Raw genomic sequence first — 21,185 nt, 5'->3', positions numbered from 1 at the left:
ATTTTAAGAAAATGAGTCAGAAAATCAGAATAAAACTTAAATCATACGATTATAACTTGGTTGACAAGTCGGCTGAGAAAATCGTAAAAACAGTAAAAACAACGGGTGCTGTAGTAACAGGTCCAATTCCGTTGCCAACAAACAAAAAGATCTTTACTGTTCTTCGTTCTCCACACGTAAACAAAAAGTCTAGAGAGCAATTTCAATTAAGCTCTTACAAAAGACTTCTTGATATTTACAGTTCTTCATCTAAAACAATTGATGCTTTGATGAAGTTGGAATTGCCAAGTGGTGTTGAAGTAGAAATCAAGGTTTAATTACCTTCATTCATAATTTGTAATTATGAATAACATGTCCTGAGCTGTTAGCGAAGGAAAAACGGATAAAAATACATTCAGGGCTGAAAGTGTTTTTTCGCCCTGAAGTTTTTTAGATAAACAACAATTAGTAGTAACAATGAGGTGGAGGGTTTGTGATAGTTGCAAATTGTGCCTCGTAAATTAAATTAGAATGTCTGGGTTAATAGGAAAAAAGATTGGTATGACCAGCATCTTCGACGAGAATGGAAAAAACATTCCATGTACAGTAATCGAAGCTGGGCCATGTGTAGTTACCCAAGTCAGAACCGCAGAGGTTGACGGGTATGAAGCTCTTCAACTTGGTTTCGATGACAAGGCAGAAAAACATGCTAATAAAGCTGAGTTAGGTCACGCTAAAAAAGCAGGTGTTTCTCCTAAGAAAAAAGTTGTCGAGTTCCAAGATTTTAAAGGAGATTTCAAATTAGGTGATACTGTAACAGTAGAACAATTTGTAGAAGGAGAATTTATTGATGTTACAGGTACATCAAAAGGAAAAGGATTTCAAGGGGTTGTTAAACGTCATGGCTTTGGTGGTGTGGGTCAATCTACTCACGGTCAGCACAACCGTTTAAGAGCACCTGGTTCTATTGGTGCTGCATCATATCCTGCTCGTGTATTTAAAGGTATGCGTATGGCTGGACAAATGGGTGCAGAAAAAGTAACAGTACAAAACTTAAGAGTGTTAAAAGTTGTTCCAGAGAAAAATCTTTTAGTAGTTAAAGGATGTGTTCCAGGACATAAAAACGCTTATGTAATCGTTCAGAAGTAATGGAAGTAGCAGTTTTAGATATCAACGGAAAAGAAACTGGAAGAAAGGTTAGTCTTTCTGATTCAGTTTTTGGTGTAGAGCCAAGTACTCACGCTGTATATTTAGATGTTAAGCAATATTTGGCTAATCAACGTCAAGGTACGCATAAATCTAAAGAAAGAGCAGAGATTGCTGGTAGTACACGTAAGATTAAAAAGCAAAAAGGTACAGGTACTGCTAGAGCAGGAAGTATCAAATCTCCTGTTTTTAGAGGAGGAGGTAGAATTTTTGGTCCTAGACCAAAAGATTATACACAAAAGCTTAACAAAAATGTGAAGCGTTTAGCGAGACGTTCAGCATTATCAATCAAAGCAAAAGAGGAATCAATTATCGTTTTAGAAGACTTCAATTTTGAAGCTCCAAAAACTAAAAATTTCACTAATGTTTTGAAAGCTTTAGGGTTAGATAATAAAAAATCCCTTTTTGTCTTGGGTGATTCAAATAATAACGTATATTTGTCGTCACGCAATTTAAAGACGTCTGAAGTTATAACTAGCTCAGAATTAAGCACTTACAAGATTGTTAATGCAAATAACATCGTGCTTTTAGAAGGGTCTATAGAAGGAATTGAGTCGAATTTAAGTAAATAAGAAACCAATGAGTGTGTTAATAAAACCAATTATTACCGAAAAAGCGACCGCTGATAGCGAGTTGAATAATCGTTATGGTTTCATTGTAGATACTAAGGCAAACAAGTTACAAATTAAGGATGCCGTTGAAGCTGCTTATGGAGTTTCTGTTGAAAAAGTTCGCACAATGAATTACGGTCCAAAAAGAAGTACTCGCTATACGAAAGCAGGAATTCAGCATGGTAAAACTAATGCTGTAAAGAAAGCTGTTATTCAAGTAGCTGAGGGGGATATTATTGATTTTTATAATAATATATAAGTAAAGACAAGAAATGTCAGTAAGAAAATTAAAACCAGTAACTCCTGGACAGCGATTTAGAGTAGTAAACGGATTTGACGCGATTACTACTGACAAGCCGGAGAAGAGCTTACTTGCTCCGTTAAAAAAGTCGGGAGGTAGAAACAGTCAAGGAAAAATGACTATGCGCTATTTAGGTGGTGGTCATAAGAAAAAGTATCGTTTGGTTGATTTTAAAAGAGCTAAAGCAAATGTTGAAGCTACTGTTGAATCAATTCAGTACGATCCAAACAGAACTGCGTTTATTGCATTGATAACTTACAATGACGGAGAGAAGAGTTATATTATCGCTCAAAACGGTTTGCAAGTAGGTCAAACTGTAGTCTCTGGAGTTGGAGTTGCTCCTGAAATAGGTAATGCAATGCCTTTGAGTGAAATTCCATTAGGTACTATTATATCTTGTATCGAATTACGTCCGGGTCAAGGAGCTGTTATGGCTCGTTCGGCTGGTGCTTTTGCTCAATTAATGGCAAGAGACGGGAAGTATGCTACAGTGAAGCTTCCTTCTGGTGAAACAAGATTGGTGTTAGCAGGTTGTTTAGCTACAATCGGAGCGGTATCTAACTCAGATCATCAGTTAGTAGTTTCAGGTAAAGCAGGTAGAAAACGTTGGTTAGGTAGAAGACCTAGAACAAGACCAGTAGTGATGAACCCGATTGATCATCCAATGGGTGGTGGTGAAGGTAGAGCTTCTGGAGGTCATCCAAGATCTAGAAACGGAATACCAGCTAAAGGATTTAGAACAAGAGCTAAATCTAAAGCGAGTAATAAGTATATTGTAGAACGTAGAAAGAAATAAAGTATTAAAAGATGGCACGTTCACTGAAAAAAGGACCTTACGTTCACTATAGTTTAGAGAAAAAAGTTCAACAGAATGTTGAATCTGGTAAGAAGACAGTTATTAAAACTTGGTCTAGAGCATCTATGATTACTCCAGATTTTGTTGGTCAAACAATAGCTGTGCATAATGGTCGTCAATTTGTTCCTGTATATGTTACAGAGAACATGGTAGGTCATAAATTAGGAGAATTTTCACCAACAAGATCGTTTAGAGGTCACGCTGGTGCGAAAAATAAAGGAAAAAAATAATAAGTAGCCATGGGAGTTCGTAAAAGAGAAAGAGCAGAGCAAATAAAAGAGGCTAAAAAGAATTTAGCATTTGCAAAGTTGAATAACTGCCCAACTTCACCTAGAAAAATGAGGTTAGTTGCCGATTTAGTTCGTGGGGAGAAGGTTGAAAAGGCACTTGCTATTTTGAAGTTTAGTCAAAAAGAGGCGTCTCGTCGTTTAGAGAAATTGTTAGTTTCTGCAATTGCAAACTGGCAAGCTAAAAACGAAGATGCTAACTTAGAAGAAGCAGATTTATTTGTTCAGGAAATCCGTGTAGACGGTGGAGCTATGTTGAAGAGACTTCGTCCAGCACCACAAGGTCGCGCGCACAGAATTAGAAAACGTTCAAACCACGTAACAATTGTGGTTGGAGCTAAAAATAACACACAAAGCTAAGATAGAGTATGGGACAGAAAACAAATCCAATCGGAAATCGTCTTGGTATCATTAGAGGATGGGAATCTAACTGGTATGGAGGTAATGACTATGGAGATAAACTTGCTGAAGATGATAAAATCAGAAAGTATATCCATGCTCGTTTGTCAAAAGCTAGTGTGTCTAGAGTAATTATTGAGCGTACGCTTAAGCTTGTAACCGTTACTATCACTACAGCACGTCCAGGTATCATTATTGGTAAAGGAGGTCAAGAGGTAGACAAGCTAAAAGAAGAGCTTAAGAAAATTACCGACAAAGAAGTTCAAATTAACATCTTTGAAATTAAGAGACCAGAACTAGATGCTAATCTTGTAGCTGCAAGTATTGCGCGTCAAATCGAAAACAGAATTTCGTACAGACGTGCTATTAAAATGGCTATTGCTGCAGCAATGAGAATGAACGCCGAAGGTATCAAAGTTCAAATCTCTGGACGTTTAAACGGAGCCGAAATGGCACGTTCTGAAGCGTATAAAGATGGTAGAATTCCTTTGTCAACATTTAGAGCTGACATTGATTACGCACTTCACGAAGCTCATACTACTTATGGTAGATTGGGAATCAAAGTGTGGATCATGAAAGGTGAGGTTTATGGAAAGAGAGAGCTTTCTCCGCTTGTTGGAATGTCTAAGAAGCAAGGGAAAGGCGGCAATAACAATGCCGGTGGTGGAGCTAGAAAATCTCGTCGTAGAAAGTAATTTTTTAAAGTAAAAGAAAAATGTTACAGCCGAAAAGAACAAAATACCGTAAGCAGCAGAAAGGCCGTATGAAGGGTCTTTCTCAAAGAGGGCACGAACTTTCAAATGGTATGTTTGGTATAAAATCAATGGATTCATCATTCATCACAGCACGTCAAATTGAGGCGGCTCGTGTTGCAGCTACTCGTTTTATGAAGAGAGAAGGGCAATTATGGATCAAGATTTTCCCAGACAAGCCAATTACAAAGAAGCCACTTGAGGTGCGTATGGGTAAAGGTAAAGGTGCTCCAGAATATTGGGCAGCTGTAGTTAAACCAGGTAGAATTATGTTTGAAATAGGTGGAGTACCTATGGATGTTGCAAAAGAAGCTTTAAGGCTTGCAGCGCAAAAACTACCTGTAAAAACAAAGTTTATTGTAGCTAGAGATTATTCAGCTTAATTAATTTAAGAAGATTATGAAACAGTCAGAAATTAGAGAATTATCTACTGCTGAGCTACAAGAGCAGCTTGGTATTGTTAAAAAACAATATGCAGATTTAAAATTAGCTCACACAATCACACCTTTGGAGAATCCACTTCAGTTGAGACATACTAGAAGAACGGTGGCTAGAATTGCAACAGAGCTTACTAAAAGAGAATTACAATAATTCGATTCTGCTAGAAGATGGAAAATAGAAATTTAAGAAAAGAGAGAATAGGAGTTGTTACAAGTAACAAAATGCAGAAATCGATTGTGGTTTCTGAAGTGAAACGTGTAAAACACCCTATGTACGGTAAGTTCGTGTTAAAAACAAAGAAATATGTTGCGCACGACGAAAAAGACGATTGCAATATTGGTGATACTGTAAAGATCATGGAAACAAGACCTATGAGTAAAACCAAATGTTGGAGATTAGTTGAAATCATTGAAAGAGCTAAATAATTATGGTACAACAGGAATCAAGATTAAAAGTAGCAGACAACACGGGAGCTAAGGAAGTTCTTACGATCCGTGTATTAGGAGGTACTAAAAGAAGATATGCTTCTGTTGGTGACAAAATAGTTGTTACCGTAAAAGATGCAACGCCAAACGGAAACGTTAAGAAAGGGCAAGTATCTACAGCAGTTGTAGTTCGTACCAAAAAAGAAGTAAGAAGACCAGATGGTTCTTACATTCGTTTTGATGATAATGCTTGTGTTCTTCTTAACCCTGCAGGAGAAATGCGCGGTACTCGTGTATTTGGACCAGTAGCTAGAGAATTGCGCGATAAGCAATTTATGAAAATTGTATCATTAGCTCCAGAGGTGCTTTAATACATTAAGAAATGATAAAACTAAAGATAAAATCAGGAGATACTGTTAGAGTAATTGCAGGAGAGCACAAAGGTGCAGAAGGGCAAGTGCTTAAAGTAAATCGTGAAAAGAACAAAGCGATAGTTGAGGGAGTAAACCTTGTGTCTAAACACGAGAAGCCAAGTGCTAAAAACCCTCAAGGTGGTATCGTTAAGAAAGAAGCTCTTATTCACATATCTAATTTATCGTTAATTGATCCTAAATCAGGTGAAACTACGAGAGTAGGTTACGAAGTAAGAGATGGTAAGAAAGTGAGATTTTCTAAAAAATCTAATGAAGTAATTTAATTATGGCTTACATTCCAAGATTAAAACAAGAGTATAAAGAAAGAATAGTTTCTGCTCTTACAGGAGAGTTTGGGTACAACAACGTAATGCAAGTGCCTAAACTGGAAAAGATTGTTATTAGCCGTGGAGTTGGTGCAGCTGTTGCAGATAAAAAGTTGATCGACTACGCAGTAGACGAATTAACTCGTATTTCTGGACAGAAAGCAGTGGCTACAATATCTAAAAAAGACGTTGCATCTTTTAAACTACGTAAAGGTATGCCAATTGGGGCAAAAGTTACTTTACGCGGAGAGATGATGTACGAATTCTTAGATAGATTAGTTACTTCAGCACTTCCTCGAGTAAGAGATTTTAATGGAATCAAAGCTAATGGTTTTGATGGACGTGGAAACTATAACCTTGGTATTACCGAGCAAATTATCTTTCCAGAGATCAATATCGATAAAGTAAACAAAGTAGCAGGTATGGATATTACTTTTGTTACTTCTGCTGACACCGATAAAGAAGCAAAATCATTATTAAGCGAATTAGGATTACCTTTTAAAAAGAACTAGTATGGCTAAAGAATCAATGAAAGCCCGTGAGGTGAAAAGACAAAAATTGGTAGATAAATATGCTGAAAAAAGAAAAGCTTTAAAAGAAGCTGGAGATTATGAGGCATTACAAAAATTACCAAAAAATGCTTCTCCAGTACGTTTACACAATCGTTGTAAATTAACTGGAAGACCTAGAGGGTATATGCGTACTTTTGGGATTTCTCGTGTAACATTCAGAGAAATGGCAAACCAAGGTTTGATCCCAGGAGTTAAAAAAGCAAGTTGGTAAAAAACATTAATAGGTAGTAAGTTTGAAATTTTTCAAAAACTGTTACCGCAAATAGATACAGATGTATACAGATCCTATAGCAGATTATTTAACAAGAATTAGAAACGCTAACAGTGCAGGACACAGAGTGGTAGAGATACCAGCTTCTAATTTGAAAAAAGACATTACTAAAATATTATTCGATCAAGGATATATTTTAAGTTACAAATTTGAAGACAACTCAGTACAAGGAACTATCAAAATAGCTTTGAAATACGATAAGCTAACGAAAGAGCCTGTAATTAAAAAACTGAAGCGTGTAAGTACACCTGGTTTACGTAAGTATGCAGGTAAAGATGAACTTCCTAGAGTTCTTAATGGTCTTGGTATTGCAATCGTTTCTACTTCTCACGGAGTGATGACGAGTAAGCAAGCGAAGCTTGAGAATGTTGGTGGAGAAGTATTATGTTACGTTTACTAATCATTAAAGACAAGAAGAAATGTCAAGAGTAGGTAATAGTCCAATAGCAATTCCTGAGGGAGTTACTGTAGATATTAAAGAAGACGAAGTTACCGTTAAAGGTAAACTTGGAGAATTATCTCAAACTTTTTCTGATGTTACTATTAAAGTAGAAGAAGGAAATGTGGTTATAGAGCGTTCTTCAGAGGTGAAAAATGTTAAAGCAAAACACGGTCTATACAGATCATTAATCAACAATATGGTTGAAGGTGTTTCTAAAGGCTTTACTAAAGAGTTAGAATTGGTTGGAGTTGGTTATAGAGCTAGCAACCAAGGTCAAAAGTTAGATTTGGCTGTAGGTTTTTCACATAACATAGTTATGGATTTAGCACCTGAAATTAAGATTGAAACAATTTCAGAAAAAGGTAAAAACCCAATCGTAAAACTAACCTCATTCGATAAGCAATTAGTTGGTCAAGTAGCAGCTAAGATTCGTTCTTTCCGTAAGCCAGAGCCTTACAAAGGAAAAGGAATTAAGTTTGTTGGTGAACAATTAAGAAGAAAAGCAGGTAAATCAGCTTAATAATTAGCATTATGGCATTATCAAAGACTGAAAGAAGACAAAGAATCAAAAACAGAATCCGCAAGGTTGTTTCTGGAACGGAAGCAAGACCTAGATTGGCTGTTTTTAGAAGTAATAAAGAAATTTATGCTCAATTGATCGATGACGTAGCAGGTAAAACTTTACTATCAGCATCATCAAGAGATAAAGAAATTAGTTCTGCAAAAGGTACTAAAACTGAAATAGCTGCTCTTGTAGGGAAAGCTATTGCAGAGAAAGCTAAGAGCGCTGGATATGAAACAATCTCTTTCGATAGAGGTGGATATTTATATCACGGTAGAGTTAAATCATTAGCAGATGGTGCTAGAGAAGCAGGACTTAAATTCTAAGAAGATATGTATCAAGATTATAAAAACGTAGAATTAGTAAAACCTAGTGGACTTGAGTTAAAAGACCGTTTAGTAGGTGTACAAAGAGTTACTAAAGTTACTAAAGGAGGTAGAGCCTTCGGATTTTCTGCAATTGTTGTTGTAGGAGATGAGAACGGTGTAGTAGGTCATGGATTAGGAAAATCTAAAGAGGTAGCAGATGCTATTTCTAAAGCAGTAGAAGACGCTAAGAAAAACCTAGTACGTATTCCTCTTAACAAAGGTACATTACCTCATGAGCAAAAAGGGAAATATGGAGGTGCTAGAGTATACATTCAGCCAGCTTCACACGGTACCGGGGTTATTGCAGGTGGTGCAGTACGTGCGGTATTAGAAGCAGTTGGAGTACACGATGTACTTTCAAAATCTCAAGGTTCTTCTAACCCTCATAACGTAGTTAAAGCAACTTTCGATGCTTTATTACGTTTAAGAGACGCAAGAACAATCGCAGCACAAAGAGGAATTTCTTTAGAAAAAGTTTTTAAAGGATAAACCAAGGAAAGATGAAAAAAGTAAAAGTTACGCAAGTAAAAAGCAGCATTAAACGTCCTGAAAGACAAAAAAGAACGTTAAAAGCGCTAGGCCTAAAAGGAATTGGTCAAGTTGTGGAGCATGATGCAACACCAAACATCCTTGGTATGGTAAAAAAAGTAGAACACTTAGTTTCTTTTGAAGAAGCTTAATAACAATATAGTTATGAATTTAAGTAACTTACAACCAGCTGAAGGTTCAGTACATAGAGACGGAAAAAGAGTAGGACGTGGTCAAGGTTCTGGCAAAGGTGGTACTGCCACTAGAGGTCATAAAGGAGCTAAGTCTCGTTCAGGATATTCTAAGAAAATTGGTTTTGAAGGAGGGCAAATGCCACTTCAAAGACGTGTTCCAAAATTTGGTTTTAACAACATCAACAGAAAAGAATACGCGGGAATCAATTTAAACAAGTTACAAGAATTGGTTGATAAAGGTGTTGTTACAGACACTGTAGATTTAGATATTTTAGTAAACAACGGAGTTGTTAAATCTAACGAGCTAGTAAAAATACTAGGTGGTGGAGAACTAAAAGCTAAATTAAAAATATCAGTACATAAATTTACCGCCAGTGCTAAAGCAGCTATCGAAGCGGCCGGAGGTGAAGCAGTAAGTTTATAACCAACAAGTAACCATGAAGAAATTTATTGAGACATTAAGCAATATTTGGAAAATAGAAGAACTAAAGGGTAGAATTTTAATTACCCTTGGTCTTCTTTTAGTTTACCGTTTTGGTGCACAAGTAGTATTACCAGGTATTGATACACAACAATTGGCAGAATTATCATCTAGAACAGATGGTGGAGGATTATTAGGTATCCTAAATGCATTTACAGGAGGAGCTTTTGCAAATGCTTCTTTCTTTGCATTAGGAATTATGCCTTATATTTCTGCATCTATCGTAGTTCAATTAATGGGATTGGCAATTCCTTACCTTCAAAAATTACAAAAAGAAGGAGAGAGTGGTCGTAAAACATTAAACCAAATTACCAGATGGTTAACCATCGGTATCTGTTTGGTGCAAGCTCCAGCATACCTATATTCTTTGGGTTCATTAGGAGTGCCAGACAGTGCTTTTATTTTAGGTAAAGGGTTAGATTTTATGATTCCTGCAGTTTTAATTTTAGTAACAGGAACCATTTTTGCTATGTGGTTAGGAGAGAAAATTACTGATAAAGGTATCGGTAACGGAATCTCTTTACTTATCATGGTTGGTATTATTGCTAGAATGCCACAATCATTTGTGCAAGAATTTGTTTCTAGAACATCAGGTTCAAACGGAGGATTAATGTTGATATTGATTGAATTGATTTTATGGTTTGTAGTTATACTAGCATGTATCATGTTGGTTATGGCAACAAGACAAATTCCAGTTCAGTATGCTCGTAGAACAGCTTCTGGTGGCTATGAAAAAAATGTTTTTGGATCTAGACAGTACATTCCGTTAAAATTAAATGCTTCTGGAGTAATGCCAATTATATTTGCTCAAGCAATCATGTTTGCGCCTGCATATGTAGGTAGAATAGGGGCTTTGAAGGATACAGGTGTTGGTCAATGGTTGCAAACAGAGTTTAGTAATATCTTTGGATTGTGGTACAATGTAGTTTTTGCGTTATTAATCATAATATTTACGTATTTTTACACCGCAATTACAGTACCAACAAATAAAATGGCTGATGATCTAAAGAGAAGTGGTGGATTTATCCCTGGAATTCGTCCAGGAAAAGAAACCTCAGATTATTTAGACAAAATAATGTCTTTAATTACATTCCCAGGATCTTTATTTTTAGCAATAATTGCTGTATTACCAGCTATCGTTGTTAAATTAATGGGAGTACAACAAGGCTGGGCGTTGTTTTATGGAGGTACATCATTACTAATTTTAGTAGGTGTAGCTATCGATACAATGCAACAAGTAAATTCATATTTGTTGAACAGGCATTATGATGGCTTGATGAAAACAGGTAAAAATAGAAAAGTTGTAGCTTAATTATGGCAAAACAGCCCGCAATAGAACAAGATGGAAGTATTATCGAAGCATTGTCTAATGCAATGTTTCGAGTAGAATTAGAAAACGGTCACGTTGTAACGGCTCATATCTCTGGAAAAATGCGTATGCATTACATTAAATTGTTACCAGGAGATAAGGTGAAACTTGAAATGAGCCCTTACGACCTTACTAAAGCAAGAATTACTTATAGATATTAAAGAGATGAAAGTAAGAGCATCACTAAAAAAGAGAAGTCCCGAGTGCAAGATTGTGCGTAGAAAGGGGAGATTGTATGTAATTAATAAAAAGAATCCTAGATTTAAACAAAGACAAGGATAAGTTATGGCTAGAATCGCAGGAGTAGATTTACCAAAGCATAAAAGAGGAGTTATCGGTTTAACTTACATCTTTGGTATTGGAAAAAGTAGAGCTAAAGAAATCTTAGCAAAAGCTCAAGTTGACGAAGACAAAAAAGTTAACGATTGGGCAGACGAGGATATCGCTGGAATTAGAGAGGCTATCGCTTCTTATAAAATTGAAGGTGAACTACGTTCAGAAGTTCAGTTAAACATCAAACGTTTAATGGACATCGGTTGTCAAAGAGGTATTCGTCATAGAGCAGGTCTTCCATTAAGAGGACAACGCACTAAGAACAACTCTAGAACAAGAAAAGGTAAAAGAAAAACTGTTGCTAACAAGAAAAAAGCAACTAAATAATTAAGACATTAGTCATTAGTGTTTAGACGTTAGATGAATCTGTTTGAAATAGCAATGTTTAGGATTCTAACAACTAAAAACTAACAACTAGAAACTAAAACAATATGGCAAAGTCAAATACAAAAACTACTAAAAAACGTAAAGTTATAGTAGAATCTGTAGGGGAAGCTCATATCTCTGCATCATTTAATAACGTTATTATCTCTTTAACAAACAAAAAGGGAGATGTTATTGCTTGGTCATCAGCAGGGAAAATGGGATTCAGAGGTTCTAAGAAAAACACTCCTTACGCTGCTCAAATAGCTGCAGAAGATGCATCTAAAGTAGCTCAAGAAGCTGGTCTTAGAAAAGTAAAAGTGTACGTTAAAGGACCAGGATCTGGTAGAGAATCTGCAATCCGTTCTATCCACAATGCAGGAATTGAAGTAACAGAAATTATCGATGTTACTCCATTACCACACAACGGATGTCGTCCACCAAAAAGAAGAAGAGTTTAATTAATATTAATGTTTAAACGAAGGTTTTTACGATTATCGAAGGATTTAGCCTTAATTCATAATCACCTTCAAAATAACTTACAACATGGCAAGATATACAGGTCCAAAGACTAAAATAGCCCGTAAATTCGGAGAGGCAATTTTTGGAGACGATAAATCTTTTGAGAAAAGAAATTATCCTCCAGGACAACACGGAAACAACCGTAGAAGAGGTAAAAAATCAGAATATGCTGTCCAATTAATGGAGAAGCAAAAAGCTAAATACTCTTACGGTATCCTTGAAAAGCAATTCAGAAATTTATTCGAAAAAGCAAACCGTAGCAAAGGTGTTACTGGTGAGGTGCTTTTACAACTTTGTGAGTCTCGTTTAGATAACGTAGTTTATAGAATGGGGGTTTCTCCATCTAGACGTGGTGCAAGACAATTAGTGTCTCACCGTCACATTACAGTTAACGGAGAAATTGTAAACATTCCTTCTTACCAATTGAAAGCTGGTGATGTTGTTGGAGTAAGAGAAAAATCTAAATCATTAGAAGCAATCGATAGATCGCTTGCAAATAACAGTAGTGTTTACGAATGGATTACTTGGAATAGCGAGAAAAAAGAAGGAACTTTTGTAAGTGTTCCTGAGCGTATTCAAATTCCAGAAAATATTAAAGAGCAATTAATCGTCGAGTTATACTCTAAATAATAATTAGACAGCAGTCGTACTATGGCAATACTAAATTTTCAGAAGCCCGATAAAGTTATAATGATCGATTCTACCGATTTCGAAGGTAAGTTTGAATTCAGACCTTTGGAACCAGGATACGGATTGACCGTTGGTAACGCATTACGAAGAGTTCTTTTATCTTCTTTAGAAGGTTTTGCAATTACATCTACAAGAATCGATAAAGTAGAACACGAGTTTTCGGCAATCGAAGGTGTAGTTGAGGACGTTACAGAAATCATTTTGAATTTGAAACAAGTACGTTTCAAAAGACAAATTGAAGATATCGATAACGAAACCGTTTCTATTTCGATTTCAGGTAAAGAACAAATTACTGCTGGAGACTTCCAAAAGTTTATATCAGGTTTCCAGGTTTTAAATCCAGATTTAGTAATCTGTAATTTAGATCCTAAGGTTACCATAAACATGGAAATTACAATCGAAAAAGGTAGAGGGTATGTGCCTGCTGAAGAAAACAAGAAAGCCAATGCGCCTCTTGGAACAATCTTCACAGATGCAATTTACACACCTATCAAAAATGTTAAGTTTAGCATTGAGAATTACCGTGTAGAACAAAAAACAGATTACGAAAAATTAGTTTTCGAAATCATTTCTGACGGATCAATTCATCCAAAAGATGCTTTAACTGAAGCTGCTAAAATTTTAATCCACCACTTCATGTTATTCTCTGATGAGCGTATAACTCTTGAAGCTGATGAGATTGCACAAACAGAAACATATGATGAGGAATCTCTTCATATGCGTCAATTACTAAAGACCAAATTAGTCGATATGGATCTTTCAGTAAGAGCATTAAACTGTTTGAAAGCAGCCGAAGTAGATACTTTAGGAGACTTAGTATCTTTCAACAAAAACGATTTAATGAAATTCAGAAACTTTGGTAAAAAATCTTTAACCGAGCTTGAAGAACTTGTAAACAACAAAGGATTAAGCTTCGGAATGGATTTGTCAAAGTATAAATTAGATAAGGACTAACATAATATCCTCATAATTTGCTCCTCAGAGGAGTTGAGCAAGATGCGGGTTTAAAACAATTGTCATGAGACACGGAAAGAAATTTAACCATTTAGGTAGAAAAACAGCTCATAGAAAAGCAATGCTTGCTAATATGGCTTGCTCATTAATCGAGCACAAGCGTATTAATACAACTTTAGCAAAAGCTAAAGCATTAAAGCAGTTTGTAGAGCCTATCGTTACTAAATCTAAAGAAGATACAACTCACAACAGACGTATCGTATTTAGTAAATTACGCGATAAATATGCTGTTACAGAGCTTTTTAGAGATGTAGCTGTTAAAGTAGGAGACAGACCAGGAGGTTACACTAGAATTATTAAACTAGGAAACAGACTTGGAGATAACGCTGACATGGCGATGATTGAGTTGGTTGATTACAACGAAACATACAATGTAGCAGAATCTTCTACTAAGAAGAAATCTACTAGAAGAGGTAGAAATAAAAAAGCAAGTCAGGATACAGCTGTAGAGGCACCTCAAGCTAAAGAGGCTCCTGCTGCTAAAGATGAAGCTTCTGAAAATGAAAAACCAGAAACTTCACAAGAATAGTGATTAATGTTATCATAACATATCGAAAAGGATAAACGTTTTAGTTTATCCTTTTTTTTGTGTTATTTTGTAAAACTTTTGCAACGTACTAAAATGAAGTATCAATCTAGAAAACAAGCAATGATTTTATTAGCAGACGGAACCATTTTTTATGGTAAAGCCGTAGCTAACAAAGAAGGAAGTGCTTTCGGAGAGGTCTGTTTCAACACAGGAATGACAGGCTACCAAGAAATTTTTACAGATCCATCTTATTTTGGACAATTAATGGTAACTACCAATGCCCATATCGGGAATTATGGTGTTAAAAATGACGAAGAAGAATCGGATACCGTTAAAATTGCGGGTCTTATTTGTAAAAACTTCAGTTATGTTCCATCAAGAGTTGGAAAAACAGATTCACTAGAAAACTTTTTAGACAACAATAATATTTTAGCAATTTCTGATGTAGATACCAGAGCTTTGGTAAGCTATATTCGTGAGCATGGTGCTATGAATGCAGTAATCTCTACGGAAGTTGATAAAATAGATGAGCTAAAGAAACAACTTAACGATACTCCAGATATGGTTGGGCTAGAACTTGCTTCTAAAGTTTCTACCAAAGAACCTTATTTTTACGGAGACGAAAATGCAACCTACAAAATAGCTGCTTTAGACTTAGGGATTAAAAAGAATATCCTTAGAAATTTAGCAAAACGCGACTGTTATATCAAAGTATTTCCATACAACGCAACATTAGCAGATTTGGAAGCATTTAATCCAGACGGTTACTTTTTATCAAACGGACCTGGAGATCCAGAGCCACTAGAAGGAGTAATTGAATTGGCTAAAGAGATTATCGAGAAAGACCTTCCGTTATTTGGAATTTGTTTAGGGCATCAAATTATTGCATTGTCTCAAGGAATTTCAACTTTTAAAATGTATAATGGTCACCGAGGAATTAACCACCCAGTAATCAATCATGTTACAGGGAAAGGAGAAATTACTTCTCAAAATCACGGTTTTGCCATCAACAGAAAAGAAGCAGAAAGCAACCCGAATGTAGAGATTACACATTCTCACTTAAATGATAATGAGGTAATGGGAATTCGTTTAACAAACAAAAACTGTTTCTCTGTGCAATATCACCCAGAAGCAGGTCCAGGACCAAACGACGCTACATATTTATTCGATCAATTTATAGAAAACATTAAACAACAAAAACTAGAAACAGTATGAGTATCATCATAAGTGTACACGCACGTCAGATATTAGATTCAAGAGGAAATCCAACCGTAGAGGTAGATGTAGTTACAGAAAATGGAGTTTTAGGTAGAGCAGCAGTTCCATCTGGAGCTTCTACTGGAGAGCACGAAGCAGTTGAGCTACGCGACGGAGGGAATGCATACATGGGGAAAGGTGTTTCTGATGCAGTAAATAACGTAAATACAATTATCGCAGAAGAGCTTTTAGGGGCTTCTGTTTTTGAGCAAAATTTAATCGATCAAACCATGATTGATTTGGATGGAACTCCAAACAAATCAAAATTGGGTGCAAATGCAATTTTAGGAGTTTCGTTGGCAGTTGCAAAAGCTGCAGCAAACGAACTTAATATGCCATTATATCGTTACGTTGGTGGGGTTAGCGCAAACACGCTTCCTGTACCAATGATGAATATTATTAATGGGGGTTCTCACTCAGATGCGCCAATTGCTTTCCAAGAGTTTATGGTAATGCCTGTAAAAGCTAAAAACTTTACACATGCAATGCAAATGGGAACCGAGATTTTCCATAACCTTAAAAAAGTATTACACGATAGAGGTTTAAGTACAGCTGTTGGAGACGAAGGAGGTTTTGCACCAACTTTAGACGGAACAGAAGATGCTTTGGATACCATTACAAAAGCTGTTGAAAAAGCAGGTTACAAAATGGGAGACGAAGTAATGATTGCTTTAGATTGTGCTGCTGCTGAATTTTATGTAGACGGAAAATACGATTACACTAAATTTGAAGGCGACAAAGGAGCTGTAAGAACTTCTGAAGAGCAAGCACAATACTTGGCAGACCTTAGCGCAAAATATCCAATTATCTCTATTGAAGATGGAATGGATGAAAACGACTGGGAAGGTTGGAAAGCACTTACTGACAAAGTAGGAGATAAAGTTCAGTTGGTTGGAGACGATTTATTTGTTACCAATGTAGAGCGTTTATCTAAAGGAATTGAAAACGGAATTGCAAATTCTATTTTGATTAAAGTAAACCAAATTGGTACTTTAACTGAAACTATTGCGGCTGTAAACATGGCTAAAAACGCTGGTTACACTTCTGTAATGTCTCACCGTTCTGGAGAAACAGAAGACAACACAATTGCAGATTTAGCTGTTGCTTTAAACACAGGACAAATCAAAACTGGATCGGCTTCACGTAGTGATCGTATGGCAAAATACAATCAATTGTTACGTATTGAAGAAGAACTAGGTGCTGTTGCTTATTACCCACAAGCAAAAGCTTTCAAAGTAAAATAAATCTTTTTTATTAGATAGTTAAAAGCTCCGCTATTTCTGCGGAGCTTTTTTTGTTTTATAGTTTTTCATATTAACATTCATTTAATGAAGAAAATTTTCACTATGTCATTTTAATTATTTAATTTAAAGGTGATTATAACGAAGGTCAATAACCAACAAAATCTACCGCAGTGAAAACCAATTTTCTTTTTGTTTGTGCCGAGAATGACGGAATAGCCAATTGCAAAGCTGGAGGGATGGGCGACGTTGTTCGCGATGTACCTCGGCAAATAGCAATGCACGGAGATATGTCTCATGTGGTAACGCCATCGTATGGTAGATTGCATCAAAACGGAACCGAAATTGGAACACTTCATTTTACATACAGAGGCGTTCCGCAGGAAGCTTTTTTGTATGAAGTTCAAGGGAAGAAGCCAAACAATTTAATAAAGCACTATGTAATTCATCACCCAGAGATTACTTCGGGAGATATTGCTCATATTTATTTTAACGATCCCGAACAGCCTTTTTATACGGATGCTTGTATGTTTTCACTGTTTTGTACGGCTGTTGCACAGGCAGTCAAGCAAGATTTGTTTGGGGAATTGCAAATTATACATTTACACGATTGGCATACGGCAATGTTGCTTTTCCTGAAAGCGTATCATCCGACGTTTGAGTTTTTGCAATCGATACGGTTTGTATATTCAATTCACAATTTGGCAATTCAAGGAATTCGTCCGTTTCGAGATAATTTTTCTTCCTTACAAGCTTTTTATCCTGAAGTTTCTATAGATGATGAAAAGTTGAAAGATCCTCGATATCACGATTGTATTAATTTAATGGCGTTGGGAATTCGTTTTGCTGATGCTGTGCATACGGTATCTCCATCGTACAAAGAAGATATTCAGAAGCCAAGTAACTTTCCAGCATTTGTGGGGGGCGAAGGATTGGAAAATGATTTAAAAGAAGCGAATGAGCAAGGACGTTTGTTCGGAATTTTAAATGGTTGTAATTATAAAAACATCAATCGAGTTCGAAAAAATGAACTTTGCAAGCACAGTATCAAAGCAATTTTTAAATGGTTACAAGAGCCTAATAAAAAATATAAAGCTGATTTTCTAGCACACACCGGAAATAAAATTTATTCGTTAACCGAAAACAAACCGAGTTTTGTGTGTGCAAGTGTGGCAAGACTTACCGAACAAAAATTCTTTTTCTATAAAAACAATCCTGAGTTGCTAAAATCAATTTTAGATGAATTGGCTACTCGAAACGGGGTGTACATAGTTTTAGGAACAGGAGCGCCAGAGTATGAAGAGTTGCTACGAGCCATCAGTTACGAAAAGGAGAATTTTATTTTTATAAACGGGCAATCAGAAGAAATTATCGATTCTTTGTATTATGAATCCGATTTGTACTTAATGCCAAGCTTGTTTGAGCCTTGCGGAATTAGTCAGATGCTTGCCATGAGAAACGGACAGCCGTGTTTGGTACATGCTACAGGCGGACTTATAGATACGGTCGAACATTTTAAATCGGGCTTTAGTTTTGCAGGAGACTCGTTAGAAGAAAAAAACGCAAACTTTATAGCTGTTTTTAAAGAGGTGTTGGATACGTATTTTGAGGATAAGGAAACTTGGAAATACATTAGTAAAATTGCAAAAAGCAAAAGATTCAGTTGGGAGAAGTCTGTAAAAGAATATTATAGCGATTTGTATGAAATTCCATTGCTTGAAAAGAAACCTTCAATTAAAGATGCACAAAGTATCAAACGTTATAAATCTATAAAGTCTGATATTCATTCAGTATAAAAATCGATTAGATGGTTTTTAAGGATGTACTGTTTCCTTTCAGAAAAAAATAACAAAATAGGAATGAAACGCTTCTTTTTTTTAAATCACATAATAAATTCACATATTTATAATTTGACAGGTCTATAATTGTGAAATATTAAATTTAAGTCGGTTAGGATAATTTTTGTTCTGTTTAAAAAAATAAAAAATATACTTCTGCTATATTTTAACCTTTTTGAGTAGTAAAAAGAACGTTAGTTAACCGTAAATTAACACTTTATTTCGTATTTTCGCAACACTTGAAAAATTATTAAAAAATTAAAATATATTATGTCAGATACGGCTACTATTGAGTATAAAGGTAAGAAAATAGAATTTCCAGTTGTTGAAGGGACAGAAAACGAGTTAGCGATAGATATTAAAGCGCTTAGGGCTTCAGCAGGTATTATTACTTTAGATCCAGGATACAAAAACACAGGTTCTTGTGAAAGTGCAATTACTTATTTAGATGGAGAAAAAGGGATTTTGAGGTACAGGGGATACGCTATTGAGGACCTTGCCGAGAAAGCTGACTTTTTGGAAGTTGCTTATTTATTGATTTTTGGAGAATTACCAAACAAAGAACAATTAACAAAATTCCACAACGATATTAAAGCAAACTCAGAAGTTGATGAGGATGTTAAGAAAATTGTAGATAGTTTCCCAAGAACTGCGCATCCAATGGGAGTTTTGTCTTCATTGACAAGTGCATTGACTGCTTTCAACCCTTCATGTGTTGATATCAATTCTGAAGAAGATATGTACAATGCTATTGTTAAAATTATGGGGAAATTCCCAGTTTTAGCAGCGTGGACATTACGTAGAAGAAATGCAAAACCTTATGACTACGGAAGTTCTTCTTTAGGATATGTTGAGAACATGCTTTACATGATGTTTAAAAAACCAAACGAAGAGTACAAATTAAACCCAATTGTAGTAAATGCGTTGGATAAATTATTGATTCTTCATGCAGACCACGAGCAAAACTGTTCTACATCAACAGTAAGAATTGTAGGATCGTCGCATGCTGGTTTATTTGCGTCATTATCGGCTGGGGTTTCTGCATTATGGGGACCACTTCATGGAGGTGCAAACCAAGCGGTAATCGAAATGTTGGAAGGAATTAAAGAAGACGGAGGCGATACGGCTAAATACATGGAAAAAGCAAAGGATAAAGAAGATCCTTTCCGTTTAATGGGATTCGGACATAGAGTTTATAAAAACTTCGATCCTCGTGCAAAAATCATTAAAAAATCTGCAGACGAAGTATTAGGAGATTTAGGAGTTGAAGATCCTGTATTATCTATTGCAAAAGGTTTAGAGAAGCAAGCCTTAGAAGACGATTACTTCGTAAAAAGAAAATTATATCCAAACGTAGATTTCTACTCTGGAATTATTTACAGAGCTCTAGGAATTCCTACTGAAATGTTTACTGTAATGTTTGCATTAGGAAGACTACCAGGTTGGATTGCACAATGGAGAGAAATGCGATTGAAAAAAGAACCAATTGGAAGACCAAGACAAATTTATGTTGGTGAAAATTTAAGATCGTTTGTTGAGTTAGATAAAAGATAATTCAAAAACAATATAATTTCAAAGGGGATGTTTTGCATAACATCCCCTTTTTTGTTTTATCTCAATTAATAATGATATTTTTGAGGAACCATTTAAATTAAAGCCTCCAAAAAACAGAGATATATGTTGAAACTACATGTAACAAATGAAACTTCAAAACTAAAGGCAGTTGTTTTGGGTACTGCCAAAAGCAACGGACCTACGCCAACGGTATCCGAAGCTTACGACCCAAAATCGTTGGAATATATTAAGGCAGGAACCTATCCGAAGGAAGAAGATATGGTGCCAGAAATGGAAGCTTTTAACACAGTTTTCGAAAAATATGATGTGCAAGTGTATCGTCCAGAATTAATTGAGAATTGTAATCAAATTTTTTCAAGAGATATTGCATTTGTTATTGATGATTATTTTATAAAATCAAACATACTTCCAGACCGCGAGCAGGAGTTGGAAGCCATTCAATACATTATAAATCAAATAGAACCTTCAAAAGTGATTACTCCGCCAGAAGAAGTTCACATTGAGGGTGGTGATGTAATGCTTTGGAATGATCATATTTTTATAGGAACATACAAAGGCAGCGATTATGCCGACTTGATTACTGCGCGCACCAATATGCACGGAGTGAATTTTATCAAAGAAATGTTTCCGAACAAAATTGTAAAAGAATTCGATTTAAACAAGTCGAATACCATCGCTAGAGATAATGCATTACATCTAGATTGTTGTTTTCAACCAGTCGGGAAAGACAAAGCAATTATCCATAAAGAAGGGTTTAGAAACGAAGCAGATTATCAGTATTTGGTAGATTTATTCGGAAAGGAAAACCTATTTCATATCGATAAATACGAAATGTATCATATGTTTAGCAATGTATTTTCAATTGCTCCTGAAGTTGTAGTTTCAGAAAAAAGCTTTACCAGATTGAATACTTGGTTGCGTGAAAATGGTTTTACAGTGGAAGAAATTCCGTATGCCGAAATCTCAAAACAAGAAGGACTTTTACGTTGTTCAACCATGCCTTTAATTCGGGCAAACAACTAATAGCTCTGTAAATACTT

General features: G+C 35.7%; 34 protein-coding genes. All 34 read left to right on the top strand.

What is annotated here, in order from left to right:
• Positions 1 to 11: 11 nt before the first annotated feature.
• The 34 genes from rpsJ to JMA43_RS00130 all read left to right on the top strand — a co-directional run bounded on the left by rpsJ (position 12) and on the right by JMA43_RS00130 (position 21,168).
• Positions 12 to 317 carry a 30S ribosomal protein S10 gene (gene rpsJ / locus JMA43_RS00295; protein ID WP_342153767.1) on the top strand — a complete coding sequence of 102 codons (306 nt, stop codon included), beginning with the start codon at positions 12 to 14 and terminating at the stop codon, positions 315 to 317.
• Between the two features lie 193 nt (positions 318 to 510).
• Positions 511 to 1,128: a 50S ribosomal protein L3 gene (gene rplC, locus JMA43_RS00290; protein WP_342153764.1), complete on the top strand. Its 618-nt coding sequence runs from the start codon at positions 511 to 513 to the stop codon at positions 1,126 to 1,128.
• A complete protein-coding gene (rplD, locus tag JMA43_RS00285) occupies positions 1,128 to 1,757 on the top strand; it encodes a 50S ribosomal protein L4 (protein ID WP_342153762.1) in 630 nt (209 codons plus the stop codon). The genes rplC and rplD overlap by 1 nt, the downstream gene beginning before the upstream one ends.
• Positions 1,758 to 1,764: 7 nt before the next feature.
• Positions 1,765 to 2,055: a 50S ribosomal protein L23 gene (gene rplW, locus JMA43_RS00280; RefSeq protein ID WP_342153760.1), complete on the top strand. Its 291-nt coding sequence runs from the start codon at positions 1,765 to 1,767 to the stop codon at positions 2,053 to 2,055.
• Between the two features lie 13 nt (positions 2,056 to 2,068).
• Positions 2,069 to 2,893 (top strand): 50S ribosomal protein L2, encoded by an 825-nt coding sequence (gene rplB / locus JMA43_RS00275; protein WP_342153758.1) that lies wholly within the window; start codon positions 2,069 to 2,071, stop codon positions 2,891 to 2,893.
• Between the two features lie 11 nt (positions 2,894 to 2,904).
• Positions 2,905 to 3,183 (top strand): 30S ribosomal protein S19, encoded by a 279-nt coding sequence (rpsS, locus tag JMA43_RS00270; protein WP_008613595.1) that lies wholly within the window; start codon positions 2,905 to 2,907, stop codon positions 3,181 to 3,183.
• A gap of 9 nt (positions 3,184 to 3,192) precedes the next feature.
• A complete protein-coding gene (rplV, locus tag JMA43_RS00265; protein ID WP_342153755.1) occupies positions 3,193 to 3,600 on the top strand; it encodes a 50S ribosomal protein L22 in 408 nt (135 codons plus the stop codon).
• An 8-nt stretch (positions 3,601 to 3,608) separates the two neighbouring features.
• Complete coding sequence (gene rpsC / locus JMA43_RS00260) at positions 3,609 to 4,334, top strand: 30S ribosomal protein S3 (protein ID WP_342153753.1); 726 nt, start codon at positions 3,609 to 3,611, stop codon at positions 4,332 to 4,334.
• Positions 4,335 to 4,354: 20 nt separating this feature from the next.
• Positions 4,355 to 4,774 carry a 50S ribosomal protein L16 gene (rplP, locus tag JMA43_RS00255; RefSeq protein ID WP_008613592.1) on the top strand — a complete coding sequence of 140 codons (420 nt, stop codon included), beginning with the start codon at positions 4,355 to 4,357 and terminating at the stop codon, positions 4,772 to 4,774.
• Positions 4,775 to 4,790: 16 nt separating this feature from the next.
• Positions 4,791 to 4,982 carry a 50S ribosomal protein L29 gene (gene rpmC, locus JMA43_RS00250; RefSeq protein WP_342153750.1) on the top strand — a complete coding sequence of 64 codons (192 nt, stop codon included), beginning with the start codon at positions 4,791 to 4,793 and terminating at the stop codon, positions 4,980 to 4,982.
• A 17-nt stretch (positions 4,983 to 4,999) separates the two neighbouring features.
• A complete protein-coding gene (gene rpsQ / locus JMA43_RS00245; protein WP_008992269.1) occupies positions 5,000 to 5,257 on the top strand; it encodes a 30S ribosomal protein S17 in 258 nt (85 codons plus the stop codon).
• 2 nt (positions 5,258 to 5,259) lie between these two features.
• Entirely contained in the window at positions 5,260 to 5,628 is a 369-nt protein-coding gene (gene rplN / locus JMA43_RS00240; protein ID WP_342153747.1) for a 50S ribosomal protein L14, read from the top strand.
• 11 nt (positions 5,629 to 5,639) lie between these two features.
• Positions 5,640 to 5,954: a 50S ribosomal protein L24 gene (rplX, locus tag JMA43_RS00235; protein ID WP_342153745.1), complete on the top strand. Its 315-nt coding sequence runs from the start codon at positions 5,640 to 5,642 to the stop codon at positions 5,952 to 5,954.
• 2 nt (positions 5,955 to 5,956) lie between these two features.
• Positions 5,957 to 6,508, top strand: a complete 552-nt coding sequence (rplE, locus tag JMA43_RS00230; protein ID WP_342153743.1) for a 50S ribosomal protein L5 — start codon at positions 5,957 to 5,959, stop codon at positions 6,506 to 6,508.
• A gap of 1 nt (position 6,509) precedes the next feature.
• Positions 6,510 to 6,779: a 30S ribosomal protein S14 gene (gene rpsN / locus JMA43_RS00225; protein WP_342153741.1), complete on the top strand. Its 270-nt coding sequence runs from the start codon at positions 6,510 to 6,512 to the stop codon at positions 6,777 to 6,779.
• A 61-nt stretch (positions 6,780 to 6,840) separates the two neighbouring features.
• Positions 6,841 to 7,239: a 30S ribosomal protein S8 gene (rpsH, locus tag JMA43_RS00220; protein ID WP_342153739.1), complete on the top strand. Its 399-nt coding sequence runs from the start codon at positions 6,841 to 6,843 to the stop codon at positions 7,237 to 7,239.
• A gap of 19 nt (positions 7,240 to 7,258) precedes the next feature.
• Positions 7,259 to 7,801 carry a 50S ribosomal protein L6 gene (rplF, locus tag JMA43_RS00215; RefSeq protein WP_342153737.1) on the top strand — a complete coding sequence of 181 codons (543 nt, stop codon included), beginning with the start codon at positions 7,259 to 7,261 and terminating at the stop codon, positions 7,799 to 7,801.
• A gap of 11 nt (positions 7,802 to 7,812) precedes the next feature.
• Positions 7,813 to 8,169: a 50S ribosomal protein L18 gene (gene rplR / locus JMA43_RS00210; protein WP_342153735.1), complete on the top strand. Its 357-nt coding sequence runs from the start codon at positions 7,813 to 7,815 to the stop codon at positions 8,167 to 8,169.
• A gap of 6 nt (positions 8,170 to 8,175) precedes the next feature.
• Positions 8,176 to 8,700 carry a 30S ribosomal protein S5 gene (gene rpsE / locus JMA43_RS00205; RefSeq protein ID WP_342153734.1) on the top strand — a complete coding sequence of 175 codons (525 nt, stop codon included), beginning with the start codon at positions 8,176 to 8,178 and terminating at the stop codon, positions 8,698 to 8,700.
• Positions 8,701 to 8,711: 11 nt separating this feature from the next.
• Positions 8,712 to 8,891 carry a 50S ribosomal protein L30 gene (gene rpmD, locus JMA43_RS00200; protein WP_178949692.1) on the top strand — a complete coding sequence of 60 codons (180 nt, stop codon included), beginning with the start codon at positions 8,712 to 8,714 and terminating at the stop codon, positions 8,889 to 8,891.
• 13 nt (positions 8,892 to 8,904) lie between these two features.
• A complete protein-coding gene (gene rplO / locus JMA43_RS00195) occupies positions 8,905 to 9,357 on the top strand; it encodes a 50S ribosomal protein L15 (RefSeq protein WP_342153731.1) in 453 nt (150 codons plus the stop codon).
• 13 nt (positions 9,358 to 9,370) lie between these two features.
• Positions 9,371 to 10,726, top strand: coding sequence for a preprotein translocase subunit SecY (gene secY / locus JMA43_RS00190; protein ID WP_342153729.1), 1,356 nt, complete (start codon positions 9,371 to 9,373; stop codon positions 10,724 to 10,726).
• Positions 10,727 to 10,728: 2 nt separating this feature from the next.
• Positions 10,729 to 10,944 (top strand): translation initiation factor IF-1, encoded by a 216-nt coding sequence (gene infA, locus JMA43_RS00185; RefSeq protein ID WP_008613577.1) that lies wholly within the window; start codon positions 10,729 to 10,731, stop codon positions 10,942 to 10,944.
• Between the two features lie 4 nt (positions 10,945 to 10,948).
• A complete protein-coding gene (ykgO, locus tag JMA43_RS00180; protein WP_074978891.1) occupies positions 10,949 to 11,065 on the top strand; it encodes a type B 50S ribosomal protein L36 in 117 nt (38 codons plus the stop codon).
• 3 nt (positions 11,066 to 11,068) lie between these two features.
• Entirely contained in the window at positions 11,069 to 11,443 is a 375-nt protein-coding gene (gene rpsM, locus JMA43_RS00175) for a 30S ribosomal protein S13 (protein WP_342153718.1), read from the top strand.
• Positions 11,444 to 11,547: 104 nt separating this feature from the next.
• Complete coding sequence (gene rpsK, locus JMA43_RS00170) at positions 11,548 to 11,940, top strand: 30S ribosomal protein S11 (RefSeq protein WP_342153716.1); 393 nt, start codon at positions 11,548 to 11,550, stop codon at positions 11,938 to 11,940.
• A gap of 85 nt (positions 11,941 to 12,025) precedes the next feature.
• On the top strand, positions 12,026 to 12,631 hold the full coding sequence (rpsD, locus tag JMA43_RS00165; RefSeq protein ID WP_342153714.1) for a 30S ribosomal protein S4: 606 nt from the start codon (positions 12,026 to 12,028) through the stop codon (positions 12,629 to 12,631).
• A 21-nt stretch (positions 12,632 to 12,652) separates the two neighbouring features.
• A complete protein-coding gene (locus tag JMA43_RS00160) occupies positions 12,653 to 13,645 on the top strand; it encodes a DNA-directed RNA polymerase subunit alpha (protein WP_342153712.1) in 993 nt (330 codons plus the stop codon).
• Positions 13,646 to 13,709: 64 nt separating this feature from the next.
• The gene (gene rplQ, locus JMA43_RS00155; RefSeq protein WP_342153710.1) at positions 13,710 to 14,234 is read left to right on the top strand and encodes a 50S ribosomal protein L17; all 525 of its coding nucleotides are present in this window, start codon (positions 13,710 to 13,712) and stop codon (positions 14,232 to 14,234) included.
• Positions 14,235 to 14,327: 93 nt separating this feature from the next.
• On the top strand, positions 14,328 to 15,449 hold the full coding sequence (gene carA / locus JMA43_RS00150; protein WP_342153708.1) for a glutamine-hydrolyzing carbamoyl-phosphate synthase small subunit: 1,122 nt from the start codon (positions 14,328 to 14,330) through the stop codon (positions 15,447 to 15,449).
• On the top strand, positions 15,446 to 16,735 hold the full coding sequence (gene eno, locus JMA43_RS00145; protein WP_342153706.1) for a phosphopyruvate hydratase: 1,290 nt from the start codon (positions 15,446 to 15,448) through the stop codon (positions 16,733 to 16,735). The genes carA and eno overlap by 4 nt, the downstream gene beginning before the upstream one ends.
• A gap of 170 nt (positions 16,736 to 16,905) precedes the next feature.
• On the top strand, positions 16,906 to 18,528 hold the full coding sequence (locus JMA43_RS00140; protein ID WP_342153704.1) for a glycogen synthase: 1,623 nt from the start codon (positions 16,906 to 16,908) through the stop codon (positions 18,526 to 18,528).
• Between the two features lie 312 nt (positions 18,529 to 18,840).
• A complete protein-coding gene (locus JMA43_RS00135; RefSeq protein ID WP_342153702.1) occupies positions 18,841 to 20,124 on the top strand; it encodes a citrate synthase in 1,284 nt (427 codons plus the stop codon).
• 123 nt (positions 20,125 to 20,247) lie between these two features.
• Complete coding sequence (locus JMA43_RS00130) at positions 20,248 to 21,168, top strand: dimethylarginine dimethylaminohydrolase family protein (protein WP_342153700.1); 921 nt, start codon at positions 20,248 to 20,250, stop codon at positions 21,166 to 21,168.
• Positions 21,169 to 21,185 lie beyond the last annotated feature (17 nt).

The organism is Joostella sp. CR20, from assembly GCF_038433465.1.
Lineage (GTDB): Bacteria > Bacteroidota > Bacteroidia > Flavobacteriales > Flavobacteriaceae > Galbibacter.
Note: the sequence above shows the minus strand (reverse complement) of the source record. Positions and strands in the feature narration are given on the sequence as shown.